The organism is Streptomyces avicenniae (assembly GCF_000719135.1).
GTDB lineage: Bacteria > Actinomycetota > Actinomycetes > Streptomycetales > Streptomycetaceae > Streptomyces > Streptomyces avicenniae.
The window spans coordinates 204,907-216,773 of sequence record NZ_JOEK01000020.1 but is presented as its reverse complement, the minus strand read 5'-3'; the positions used below and the strand labels follow the sequence as shown (position 1 = coordinate 216,773).

Here is an 11,867-nt window from a genome sequence, read left to right as displayed (position 1 = left end):
ACGGCATACGAGATCAGCCTCGGTCTCGTGGGCTCGGAGATGTGTATAAGAGACAGGTGCGGGGTGGGTGGGGCGTGCGGTGGCTGTGTCAGACGGCCGTCCAGTCGGTGATGTAGGTGGTCAGCCGGCTGACCGCGGCGTCGATGACGGCCCGGCCCTGGTCGGCGGTCGCGGTGGTGGGGTCGCCGAGGACGCCGTTGAGGCTGAGCCGGTCGTAGCGGACCGTCAGGGAGGGGTGGCCTGGCCGCCGTGACAGCCGGGCCAGGGGGTCGAGCGCGGCGGTGGCCGTGCTGCCGGGGGTGAGGCGCGCGGTGTGGACGAGGTCGGGCGCGACGTGGAGCATCTGCGCCGTCTCGGCCTCGCCGCTGTGGCCGTGGACCTCGCTGACGCCCATCGCGGCGACGACGTGCGCGGCGAGCGGGGTGAGAGGGGTCCAGGCGAACTGGAGGTCCTCGTGGGTGGTGAGGAGGTCCTGGGCGACGGTGGCGAGGGCCGGGCCGTTGCCACCGTGTCCGGTGAGGACGAGGATCTTGCGCCAGCCGTGGCGGTACAGGCTGTGCGTGTACTCGCGGGTGACGGCGGCGAAGGTCGTGGTGGTGAGGGTGACGGTGCCGCTGAACGCGAGGTGGTGCGGCGAGACGCCGACGGGCAGGGCGGGGCCGACGACCGCGAGGCCGCCGAGGGCCGTGGCCGCCTCGGCGGCGACGTGTTCGGCGCGCAGGGTGTCGGTCGCCAGCGGGAGGCCGGGGCCGTGCTGTTCGAAGGCGCCCGCGGGGAGGATGACGACCGGGCTCGACCGTACGGCGGCGGCGGCCTCCTCGGTGGTCATGCGGGCGAGGTGGTGTCCGTGGTGGTCACTCATGGGGGATGTCCTCGGGGAACGCGGCGGTCTCGATGGCCTCGCGGATGGCGGCCAGGTGGCGGCGGGTGAGGTCCTCGGCGGCGGCGGGGTCGCCGTCGCGGACGGCCGCGTAGATCTCCAGGTGTTCGGCGTGGTCGCGGGCGCGGTCGTTGTACCGGTGGCGGATCTCGACCTGTTCGCGGGCGCGGACCTGGAGCAGGGCCTCGACGGTCTCGCGCAGCAGGGGGTTGCCCGAGGCCGCGGCGAGGGCGACGTGGAAGGTGGCGGATCTCGCCGGTGCGCGGCGCGGGGGGTGCAGCGCGTTCCCTGTGGTGGCGTGGAGGTGCGCGACGGCCTCGGGGGTGCGCACGCGTGCCGCCACCGCCGCGATGGCGGGCTCGACGACCAGGCGGGCATCGACCAGTTCGAGCACGGAGCGTCGGTTGCTGCGGGGCAGGTGCGGGTTGGCGAGCACGCGCCGGTCGATGCCGGGGCCGACGTAGGTCCCCGAGCCGTGGCGGAACTCGACCACACCGGTGGCCTCCAGGCGGCGCAGGGCCTCGCGGACGGTCGGCGTCGTGACGTCGAAGTGGCGCGCGAGTTCGCGGGAGGAGGCCAGCACGTCCCCCGGCCCGAGGTGCTGGGCCCGGATGATGTCCACGATGTCGTCGGCCAGGCGGGCCGACAGGGACTGCTCACCAGAAGTCATAAAGTGACTAGATCAGTCGGGGCGCGGTGGCGTCAACACCTGTGACGGCACTTACCGGCGGAGCCCGGGAGGGGCCGCACGCCCCGCACGGCGGGGGGAACGGCCGTGCGGCGGCGGCGCGTTCGCCGCCTGGAGGCGCCCGGGACGGCCCCACGGGACGCGCGGCGCGTGACGGGCGTCACATTCCGGGGCCGGACGGGCGCCGCGGCGTCCCACGACCGGGCCCCGCTCGAACAGGGGCACGGCAACGGCGGGCGCGCGCGGCGGACACCGGGAGGAAGTGCTCCCGGAGCTGACGGTATGTTCGGGCTCACGGCGGACCGGTACGCGCGCGGTGCACGGCGCCGGGCCGCCGTAGCCGCCGTACCGGCCCGGTGCGGCGTCCCGTTCGACCGAGAGAGAAACCCATGCCGCCGACGATCCGCAGGGCCGTCATCCCTGCCGCCGGGCTCGGTTCGCGCCTGCTGCCGCTGACCAAGGCGACCCCCAAGGAGATGCTGCCGGTCGGTGACAAGCCGGTGATCGAGCACACGGTGCGTGAACTGGTGGCGTCCGGTGTCACGGACATCACCATCGTCGTCTCCGGCGGGAAGTCCCTGATCCAGGAGCACTTCCGCCCCAACCCCGCCCTCGTGGAGCGGCTGCGCGCCGACGGCAAGACGGCGTACGCGCAGGCCGTCGAGGAGGTCGCGGACCTGGCCAGAGCGGGCCACATCACCTATCTCGACCAGCACGGCCCCTACGGCAACGGCACGCCGGTGCTGAACGCGGCGCGGCTGGCGGGGGACGAGCCGATGCTCGTCCTGTGGCCCGACGACGTGTTCGTGGCCGAGGTGCCGCGGGCGCAGCAGCTGATCCGCGCGTACGAGGCGACCGGCTGCCCGGTGCTGGCGCTGATGCCCATGGAGCCGGGCGACTCGCGGCGCTACGGCGTGCCGCTGGTGAAGGAGGACCTCGGCGACGGGCTGCTGCGGATCACCGGTCTCGTCGAGAAGCCGGAGCCGGAGCAGGCCCCTTCCGCGTTCGCGGCGATCGGCGGCTACGTCGTCACGGCGGGGATCATCGAGGAGCTGCGCGAGCAGACGGCGCGCTGGCACGAGCACCGCAGCGGCGAGATCTACCTGACCGACGCCATCAACGCGTACGCGGCGAGCCGCGCCGTGTACGGGCAGGTGATCTCCGGGCGCTGGTACGACACGGGCAACCCCGCCGACTACCTCGTCGCGCAGATGGCGTCCGCGCTGGCGCACCCGGAGTACGGGCCGCTGCTGCGCGGGCTGGCGCGTGACCTCGACGGCACGGCGTCGTCCGTCTGACCCGGTGGCCGCCCGCGCGGCGGCACGGCGCGGCCGGTCACCCGGCCGCGCCGGATCAGCCCTTCAGGGAGCCGCTGAGCAGGCCGCTCTCGAACAGCCGCTGGAGCCCGAGGTAGACCAGGACGCTGGGGATCATCAGCATCAGCGAGGCGGCCATCCGCACGCCGACGCCCTGTTCCTGGCTGGCCGACAGGTTGGTCACGACCAGCGTGAGCGTGTACATGTCCGGGGTCTGGGCGACGAGCAGCGGCAGGAGGTACTGGTCCCAGATCATCAGGAAGCCGAAGACCGCGCAGGTGCCGAGCGCCGGGCGGCACAGCGGCAGGACGATCTGCGCGAAGATCCGGAAGTCGCCCGCGCCGTCGGCCCTGGCCGATTCTTCGAGCTCCAGCGGGATCGTCCGCATGAAGCCGGTGAGGACGTAGACGGGCAGCGCCCAGCCGACGACGGGGAGGACGAGCCCGGCGTACGAGTTGAGCAGGGTGCCGCCGCCGAGCGGGTCGGGCAGTTCGCCGAGGACCAGGTAGAGCGGGATCGCGATGACCTCCTCCGGCATCATCATCGTGGAGAGCACCGCCAGCAGCACCAGGGCCTGGCCCCTGAACTTCTTGCGGGCCAGCGCGTAGGCGGCGAAGGCGCTCACCGTCAGCTGGAGGAAGAGCCCGACGCCGGTGACGACGGCCGAGTTGAGCAGCCCGCGCCCGACGCCGTAGCCGAACGCGGTGCTCAGGTTGTCGAAGGTGAACTCGCGCGGGAGAACGGCGAGTTCGCCCAGGCGCAGGGGGACGCCGCTGAAGACCGTGGCGACCATGGTCCACAGCGGCAGGACGAACACGGCGAGCACGAGCGCGTACAGCAGCGCCCGGACGGCGGCGCGGGCGCCGCGCCCGGCGGGCATCCGCAGGCCGAGCGCGGTGGTCGGAGCGGCCATGGCGGTCAGTCCTCCCTTCTTCTGCGCCACCACAGGGTGAGGCAGGTCAGGACCACCGTGACGAGGAAGAGGACGGTGGAGACGGCGGAGGCCATGCCCAGCTGGTTGTTCTGGATACCGGCCTTGTAGGTGTAGGTGACGACGGTCTCCGTCGATCCGGCGGGACCGCCGCCGGTCAGGACGTAGATCTCGGTGAAGACGCGCAGGCCGCGGATGACGCCGAGGGTGAGCACGATCGTCGTGACGGGGCGCAGCTGCGGCAGCGTGACATGGCGCATCCGCTGCCAGGCGCTCGCGCCGTCGAGGGCCGCCGCCTCGTACAGCTGGCGGTCGATGGCGGCGAGCCCGGCGACGAAGATGACCATGTCGTAGGGGGCGCTCTTCCAGATCTGGACGAGCATGACCGAGGCGAGGGAGCTGTCCGGGTCGGACAGGAACGGCAGGGGCCCGAGGCCGACGAGTCCGAGCAGCGAGTTCAGCGGCCCGTGCGCGCCGGGGTACAGCAGGGTGTTCCACAGCTCCACGACGGCCACCATGGCGGTGACGACGGGCAGGAAGACCGCCGTGCGCAGCAGCCGGAGGTGTCGGGCCGGGCCCTCCAGCAGCAGCGCGAGGGCGAAGCCGATGCCTGCCGAGAGGGTGACGGTGACGGCGGCGTCGATGACGGTGTGCGCGACGGCGGAGCGGAACGCGTCGTCGCCGAGGGCCTGTGCGAAGTTCTCCCAGCCGGTCCAGGTGTTGCCCAGGTAGGGGCGGACCTCGAAGAAGCTGAGGTACATGCCCCACAGGGTCGGCCAGAACTTGAAGAAGCCGAAGAGGAGCAGCAGCGGCGCCAGCCAGAGCCACGGACCGGCCGCGCGGGCGAGCCGGCGCGGGCGGCGGGCCGCCGTCCGCGCCGGGGCCGTCTCGCGCCGCTTGGTGAGGACGGCCATCGGCGTCAGCCGCCGATGCCCGCGTCGCCGAGCATGCCGGTGAAGGTGGCGTCCAGCTCGGCCATGGCAGCGGCGGTGTCGCCGCAGTCGGCGGCGAGGCTGTTCAGCGTCTCGGCCGCGGCGGCGCGGTACGCGCCCCAGTTGGGGACGGCGACCGGTTCGTAGACGCCGTTCTCCTCGTAGACGCGCCTGGCCAGCTCCCAGCGCTCGTCGCCCGCGCGGACCTCGGCGACGTCCACCGTGGTGTTGACGGGGAGGCGGACGACCGTGGCGGAGCCGACGCCGATCATCCCCGTCTCCTGCGCCTCGGCCGAGATCATGTACTCGGCGAAGCCGGGGAACGCGTCGGCGTGGTCGGAGCCCGCCATGGCGTACAGGGAGGTCCCCTCGGCCAGGCTGCCCGCGCCCGCGGGGCCCGCGGGCGGGGCGACGGCGGTGTAGAGGCCCTCGATCTCGGTGGCGTCGGTGGTCGCGTAGGCGTACGGGCCGGTGAGGTACATGCCGGTCACGCCCGTCTGGAAGGCGGTGTTGGTGGCGCTGGTCACGTGGTTGAGCGCGCCGGGCTGGGCCATGGGCGCGTCGCCGCAGATCATGCGGGTGAGGAGGTCGGCCGACGCGACGGCCGCGTCGGACCCGGCGCCGGAGACGTAGGCGCCGTCGCCGCCGGGGACCGGTTCGAGGAAGGAACCGCCCGCCTGCGCCAGGTAGGTCGCCCAGTTCCAGGCGAGGTAGCCGCGTTCCGTCGAGCCGGGGACCGCCATGCCGTAGGTGTCGTCCTGCCCGTTGCCGTCCGGGTCCTCGGTGGTGAACGCGCGGCCGACGGCGAGCAGTTCGTCCCAGGTCGTCGGTGCCTCCATGCCGACGGCGTCCAGCCAGTCGGTGCGGACGAGCAGGACGTTGGCCTGGGCGGAGAACGGCACGGCGTAGGTGGCGCCCGCGATGTCCGTGGTGGACGCCCACGCGGTGTCGCTGACGTCCTCCTGGCCCGCGAGGGCGTCGCGGTCGATCTCGGTGATGATGCCCTGGCCGAGCATGGTGCCGAGCTGGGCGGCGTCGTTGATGACGACGTCGGGCAGGTCGCGGGCGGCAGCGGCGGCGTTGAGCTTGGTCTCGAAGTCGGTGAGGGTCATGAAGAGTTCGACCTCGACGCCGGTCCGCTCGGTGTACCCGGCGAAGATCTCCTCGTAGGCGGCGGCCGAGTCCTCGGCGCCGCGCACCCAGACCTGGAGCGCTCCCCCGCCACCGCCCGAGCCGCCCTCGCCACCCCCGCAGGCCGTCAGACCGGCCGTCACCACGAGGGCCGTCACCGGTGCCAAGGCACGGCCGACCCAGCGTCCCCGCACTGTACTCATCGCGACTCCGATTCACATACCTGACTGGAATTCAAAACCAGGAACGAGCATCGGACGTTAGGTGCGCCCGGCGACACCCGTCAAGGGGACGGCCGGAATTGCCGAGGTTCGCCTCATGCCCCTTGACTCGGCGGTGCGGCGAACCTAGCTTCCCCTCAACTCCCGTTCAGCGACGGGAATAGCGTTCACTTGCATGAACCGGTCCGACCCCCATGGAGGACACAGAACCATGCGTACGCGCACAGTCACCGCCGCGTCGCTCACGGCCCTGACGCTGGCCGCGGGCGTCCCGCTCGCCTCGGCGACGAGCCCCTCCGCGGCGGCGGCCGTCGTCGAGGTGACCACCGCCGACGAGTTGGAGGACGCCCTCGCCTCGGCCGCGCCTGGCGACACGATCCGCCTCGCCCCCGGCACGTACCGGGGCAACTTCGACGCGACGGCGGACGGCGCCCCCGGCGCGCCCGTCACCCTCACCGGCCCGGCCACGGCCGTCCTGACCGCGGGCGGCGGCTACGGCCTCCACCTCGACGGCTCGTCGTACTGGAACGTCAGCGGCATCACCGTCACCGGCGGCCAGAAGGGCATCGTGCTGGACGACGCCGACCACGTGCACATCAGCGACGTCACCGTCCACGACCTCGACATGGAGGCCGTGCACTTCCGGGAGTCCAGCTCGGACGGCTCCCTCACCGGCTCGCACATCCACGACACCGGGAAGAACGGCCGCGGGATGGGCGAGGGCGTCTACGTCGGCAGCGCGGGCGGCACCGGCGACCGCAGCGACAACATCCTGATCCAGGACAACGTCCTGGGCCCCGGCATCGGCGGCGAGAACATCGACATCAAGGAGGGCACGACGGGCGCCCGCGTCATCGGCAACACGTTCGACGGCAGCGGGCTCACCGGCGCCAACTACGACGACTCGTGGGTGGACATCAAGGGCAACGACGTCCTGGTGGAGGGCAACACCGGCACCCGCACCACCAACGACGGCTTCCAGACGCACGAGGTGCAGGACGGCTGGGGCTGCGGCGCGGTGTTCAGGGACAACCACTCCGACCTGACCGGCGCGAGCGGCCCGGACCGTTACGCCATCAACGTCACCAACTACGACGCCGAGGACTGCCCGGTCACCATCGGGAGCGGCAACACCGTGACCGGCGGCAACGGGCTGGCCAACCCGGGCGTGCCGGTGGACGGTTCGACCGGGCCCACCGACCCCACCGACCCCACGGACCCCACGGACCCCGGCCCTGGCCCTGGCCCCGACGGCGGCTGCACGGCGTCCCACCGGGTCACCTCCAGCTGGTCGGGCGGCTTCAACGCCGCCGTCACCGTCACCAACACCGGCGACGCGCCCCTCGACGGCTGGACCGTCGCCTGGGACCTCGGCACCAGCCGCCTCGCCAGCCTGTGGAACGGCCAGTACACGCTGGACGGTTCACGTATCACGGTGACGAACGCGTCGTGGAACGGCGCCCTCGCCCCCGGCGCGAGCGCGAGCGTGGGCTACTCGGGGGACGGCCCCGCACAGGCAGGACCGGTCGCCACGGTGTGCGCCGCCGGATGACGTCCGCCGCACCGGCCGTCAGGTCGCCGGAGCAGACGCGGCAGTGGCGCACAGCCGGTGGACCAGCGGGTGCCAGGGCCGTCGCGCGGGGCCGGTGAGCACGAGGACCCGGCCGAGGCGCGGCGTGAGCGGCACCATGACGAGCGCGTCGCCCAGCATCGTGTGGGCGAGCGACGGCATGACGGCCACGCCGAGCCCGGCCTCCACCATCCCGAGCAGCGTGCCGATCGTGTGCACGCGCTGGGCGGGGCGGTAGGGCACGTCGGCCTCCGCGTGGAGCGCCGTGATCTGCGGCTCGCAGCCACCGGCCGAGACGAGCAGCGGGTCGTCGAGGAGGTCGGGGAGGCGGATCACCGGCTCCGCGGCGAGCGGGTGGTCGCGGCGGAGCACGGCGCGGAAGTCGTCGCGTGCCAGCTCGACGGCCTCGGGGTGGCGCTGCCCCGGGTCGATGAGGACGGCGGCGTCCACCGCGCCGGTGCGCAGCCAGTCGGCCAGCTCGGCGTCCGTGCCCTCGAACAGGCGCACGTCCAGGCCGGGCAGCCCGGCCTTCCAGTGCCGCAGGAGGCCGGGGACGAGGCGGTGGGCGGCGGTGGGGGCCGCCGCGAGCCGTACGGTGCCCGTCGCCGCGCTCGTGTGCAGGCCGGAGACCCGCGCCTCCAGCGCGCGTGCCGCCGCCTGCACGGCGCGCGCGTGGGCGAGCAGGGCGTCCCCGAAGGCCGTGGGGGCGACGGCGGGGCCGCGCTGCACCACGGGCGTGCGGACCTCGCGTTCCAGCGCGGCGACGGTGTGGGACACGGCGGACTGGCTCATGCCGAGCTGGTCGGCTGCGGCGCTGAACCCGCCGTGGTCCACGACGGCGAGGAAGACGTCGATCTGCCGGAGCGTGACGGCCATGAGGTCAGCTCATCCTTTTATGCGCATCATGTGTTTGCCGCATGATGCCAGCCTAGTCCAGGCTCGGGACCGCGGAACGGGGCGTGGGACGGCACGGACGGGAGCGGGCATGGGCCGGGGTGGGAAGGGCGCGCTCGGCGCCGGTTACCTGGGGGCGGCAGCCGCCTGGAGCGCGAGCTTCCTGTTCATCAAGGTCGCCGTGGGCGGCCTGCTGCCGGGACAGGTCGTCGTCGGGCGCCTCGCCCTCGGCGCCGCGACGCTGGCCGTCGTCATGGCCGTCACCGGCCGGACGTGGCCGCGCGGGGTGCGGGTGTGGGCCGAGCTGACCGCGATGGGGGCCGTGCTGTGCGTCGCGCCGTTCCTGCTCTTCACCTGGGCCGCGCAGGACCTCCCCTCCGGGCTGTCCAGCATCTTCAACGCGGCCACGCCGGTGGCCACGATGCTGGTGGCGCTGATCCTGCTCCCCGAGGAACGGCTCACCAGGACGAAGACCGCCGCCTTCCTCACTGCGGCGGCCGGGGTCGTGCTCGTCGCCGGGCCGTGGCAGTCGGCCGGAGACCTGGGCGGCGGGCGGGCGCTGACGGCCCAACTCGCCTGCCTGGCCGGAACCGTCTGCTACGGCATCGGCTTCGTCCAGACCCGCCGCTTCCTGCGGCGCACGCCCTACGACGCGGTGACCGTGACGGCCGGGCAGATCGGCGCGGGCGCGCTGCTGGCCCTGCTCCTGGCGCCGTTCGTCGCCGTCGGGCCGCTGTCGCTCACGCCGGGCATCACGCTGAGCATGCTGGCCCTGGGCGCGGTGAGCACGGGCGTCGCGTACATCTGGTACGCCCGCGTGATCGACGCCTGGGGTGCCACCGTCGCGTCCACTGTGACCTATCTGACACCGGTGGGCGGAGTCGTCCTCGGCGTGCTGGTGCTCGGGGAGGAACTGGCCTTGCGGGAGGTGGCCGGTGGGCTGGTCGTCGTCCTCGCCGTGCTCGTCGGCCAGGGGCGGCTGCGGCTGCCGCGCGCAGGCCGGGGGGCGGGGGCGGGCGGCACGGAGCACGCGTCAAGGGGTATACCGGACGGAACGGGACAGGAGCGGGACGAGAGAAGTCGCCCGGAACGACGGAGGTGAGCGCGTGCACCGGACCGACGGGCAGCGCGTGGTGGTGGGTGTCAACGGATCGCTCGGCAGCATGACGGCGCTGCACCGGGCCGTCGAGGAGGCACGGCGCCGTGGCGCGTCCCTGGTGACGGCCCTGGCGTGGTCCCTGCCGCCCGGCGGGCTGCGGCGGCCGACCTCCCCGTCCCTGGCGGACGACCACCGGCTCGCCGCGCGCGACCGCCTGCGGGAGGCGCTGCGGACGGCGTTCGGCGAGGCACGCGTCGGGGTGCCGGTGGAGGCGGTGGTGATCGAGGGACCGGTCGGCGCCGCGCTGGTCTCGCTCGCCCACCGGCCCGACGACCTGCTCGTCGTCGGCGCCGGGCGGCGCGGACCGTGGCGGCGGGTGCTGGGCACCTCGGCCACCCGCTACTGCCTGGAACACGCCCCCTGCCCGGTGCTGGCCGTGCCGCACGCGCCGCTGCACGACGACCTGGACGCGCTGCGGCGCCTCGGCCGCCGGAGCGCGTGGCGGGAGGGCTTCCTGCCGGGGCCGCGTACGCCGCGCTGAGCACCTTCGCGCCAACACGCGCGCCATGGATTGACGGCCGCGGCCGTCGCGCTTACAACCCTGGATGAGAGCGCTCTCACCTCGGGAACGGCCGGGCCCTGGACAGGCCCGGCCGTTCCTCCACCGTCCAGGAAGGCGTTCCCCCATGACCGCATCCCGCGCGGCACTCCCGCGCGCACGAAGATTCGGGCCGCGACCGGCGGCCCGCACCCTGCTCACCACCGTCGTGGCCCTGGCAGGCGTCCTCGCGGCGCTGCTGTCCACCCCGGCGAGCGGCGCCGTCCCGTCCCGTCCCGGCTGGGCGCTCCAGTGGAGCGACGACTTCACCGGCGCGTCCGGCTCCCTGCCCTCCGCCGCCAACTGGCGGATCGACACGGGCCACGGCTACCCGGGCGGCCCCCCGAACTGGGGCACGGGTGAGATCCAGAACTACACGAACTCCCCCGCCAACCTGAGCCAGGACGGCAACGGCAACCTCAGGATCACGCCGCTGCGCGACCCGGCGGGCAACTGGACGTCGGCCCGTATCGAGACGCAGCGCGCCGACTTCAAGGCCCCGGCGGGCGGCGTGCTGCGCATCGAGAGCCGCCTCCAGATGCCCAACGTCACGGGCGAGGCCGCGCTCGGCTACTGGTCCGCCTTCTGGGCGCTCGGGTCGCCGTACCGGGGCAACTACTGGAACTGGCCCGCCATCGGCGAGTTCGACGTGATGGAGAACGTCAACGGCATCAACTCCGTCTGGGGCGTGCTGCACTGCGGCGTCAGCCCCGGCGGCCCCTGCAACGAGACGAACGGCATCGGCGCCAGCCGCCCCTGCCCCGGCGCCTCGTGCCAGTCGGCGTTCCACACGTACAGCTTCGAGTGGGACCGCTCGGTCACGCCCAACGCGCTGCGCTGGTACGTGGACGACCAGCTCTTCCACACCGTCACGCAGAGCCAGTTCGACGCCACGACCTGGGCCAACATGACGGACCACGCCGGGTACTTCATCCTGCTGAACGTCGCGATGGGCGGCGGGTTCCCCGACGGCGTCGCGGGCCGCGCCACCCCGACCCCGGCCACCGTGCCGGGGCGGCCGATGGTCGTGGACTACGTCGCGGTCTGGACGCGGGGCGGCGGCGGTGGCCCCAGCGACCCGCCGGACCCGCCCGGGTCGCCCCGGCTCCACCTGGGCACGGGCGGCGCCCTCGGCGCGGCGGGGAGCACGGCGGGCAGCGCGACGGTGGCCTCGGCGGGCGGCGCGAACCACGACGGCACGCCGAACCAGCCGCAGACGTTCACCGCCTCGGGGGTGAACGGCGAGTGGACCGGCGGCGCGACGACGTTCGACCTGTTCGCCGACTCGGGCACGGCGGTCGGCAACGGGCAGCAGGTCCGGATCTCGTACGACCGGACGTCCGACGGCAGTTGGGACCGCACCGAGACGTACCACTACTTCGCCACCGACCCGGTGCCCGGCTACGAGCACTACACCCAGGCCGCCGGGCTGCGCGCGTCCACCGGGAGCCACGGCAACCTGGTGAACGGGCGGGTGCGCGTCGAGGTGTGGAACGCCATCGGGAACGGCCCGAGCACCGTGGGCGTCGGCAACCAGTCCGTCGTCACCATCCCGTACAACTGATCCACGCGCCGTGCCGCCGTCCGCCGCGCCAGGCGTGACGGGC

General features: G+C 73.6%; 11 protein-coding genes and 1 pseudogene. 6 read left to right on the top strand and 6 right to left on the bottom strand.

Features of this window, described 5'->3' with window-relative positions; translation table 11 throughout:
- Nucleotides 1-88 precede the first annotated feature (88 nt).
- Together IF27_RS28895 and IF27_RS28890 are read right to left on the bottom strand one after the other, a co-directional pair.
- Nucleotides 89-862: a creatininase family protein gene (locus IF27_RS28895; RefSeq protein WP_052852805.1), complete on the bottom strand. Its 774-nt coding sequence runs from the start codon at nt 860-862 to the stop codon at nt 89-91.
- A complete protein-coding gene (locus IF27_RS28890; RefSeq protein WP_052852804.1) occupies nt 855-1,550 on the bottom strand; it encodes a FadR/GntR family transcriptional regulator in 696 nt (231 codons plus the stop codon). The genes IF27_RS28895 and IF27_RS28890 overlap by 8 nt, the downstream gene beginning before the upstream one ends.
- A 407-nt stretch (nt 1,551-1,957) precedes the next feature.
- On the opposite strand from IF27_RS28890, the gene IF27_RS28885 reads away from it, so the two are divergent.
- A complete protein-coding gene (locus IF27_RS28885) occupies nt 1,958-2,866 on the top strand; it encodes a UTP--glucose-1-phosphate uridylyltransferase (protein WP_052852803.1) in 909 nt (302 codons plus the stop codon).
- A gap of 55 nt (nt 2,867-2,921) precedes the next feature.
- On the opposite strand, the gene IF27_RS28880 is transcribed toward IF27_RS28885, so the two are convergent.
- From IF27_RS28880 to IF27_RS28870, 3 genes are read right to left on the bottom strand one after another with little or no spacing between them, the layout of a single operon-like run.
- Nucleotides 2,922-3,797, bottom strand: coding sequence for a carbohydrate ABC transporter permease (locus IF27_RS28880; RefSeq protein WP_110946334.1), 876 nt, complete (start codon nt 3,795-3,797; stop codon nt 2,922-2,924).
- Nucleotides 3,798-3,802: 5 nt separating this feature from the next.
- Complete coding sequence (locus IF27_RS28875) at nt 3,803-4,729, bottom strand: carbohydrate ABC transporter permease (RefSeq protein ID WP_052852802.1); 927 nt, start codon at nt 4,727-4,729, stop codon at nt 3,803-3,805.
- 5 nt (nt 4,730-4,734) lie between these two features.
- Entirely contained in the window at nt 4,735-6,081 is a 1,347-nt protein-coding gene (locus IF27_RS28870) for an extracellular solute-binding protein (protein ID WP_110946333.1), read from the bottom strand.
- A gap of 229 nt (nt 6,082-6,310) precedes the next feature.
- On the opposite strand from IF27_RS28870, the pseudogene IF27_RS28865 reads away from it, so the two are divergent.
- Together IF27_RS28865 and IF27_RS31725 are read left to right on the top strand one after the other, a co-directional pair.
- Nucleotides 6,311-7,270: pseudogene (locus IF27_RS28865) on the top strand (right-handed parallel beta-helix repeat-containing protein); the annotation flags it as partial.
- Nucleotides 7,268-7,651 (top strand): cellulose binding domain-containing protein, encoded by a 384-nt coding sequence (locus tag IF27_RS31725; protein WP_420822063.1) that lies wholly within the window; start codon nt 7,268-7,270, stop codon nt 7,649-7,651. The pseudogene IF27_RS28865 and the gene IF27_RS31725, both read left to right, overlap by 3 nt.
- Before the next feature lie 18 nt (nt 7,652-7,669).
- Here IF27_RS31725 and IF27_RS28860 read toward each other — a convergent pair whose 3' ends face one another.
- A complete protein-coding gene (locus IF27_RS28860; protein ID WP_052852800.1) occupies nt 7,670-8,545 on the bottom strand; it encodes a LysR family transcriptional regulator in 876 nt (291 codons plus the stop codon).
- A gap of 109 nt (nt 8,546-8,654) precedes the next feature.
- Here IF27_RS28860 and IF27_RS28855 point away from each other — a divergent pair, with 109 nt between their 5' ends.
- The 3 genes from IF27_RS28855 to IF27_RS28845 all read left to right on the top strand — a co-directional run bounded on the left by IF27_RS28855 (nt 8,655) and on the right by IF27_RS28845 (nt 11,824).
- Nucleotides 8,655-9,665 carry a DMT family transporter gene (locus IF27_RS28855; protein WP_110946331.1) on the top strand — a complete coding sequence of 337 codons (1,011 nt, stop codon included), beginning with the start codon at nt 8,655-8,657 and terminating at the stop codon, nt 9,663-9,665.
- A gap of 4 nt (nt 9,666-9,669) precedes the next feature.
- The gene (locus IF27_RS28850) at nt 9,670-10,203 is read left to right on the top strand and encodes a universal stress protein (protein ID WP_223291249.1); all 534 of its coding nucleotides are present in this window, start codon (nt 9,670-9,672) and stop codon (nt 10,201-10,203) included.
- A 145-nt stretch (nt 10,204-10,348) separates the two neighbouring features.
- Nucleotides 10,349-11,824, top strand: a complete 1,476-nt coding sequence (locus IF27_RS28845) for a glycoside hydrolase family 16 protein (RefSeq protein ID WP_110946330.1) — start codon at nt 10,349-10,351, stop codon at nt 11,822-11,824.
- Nucleotides 11,825-11,867: the final 43 nt, after the last annotated feature.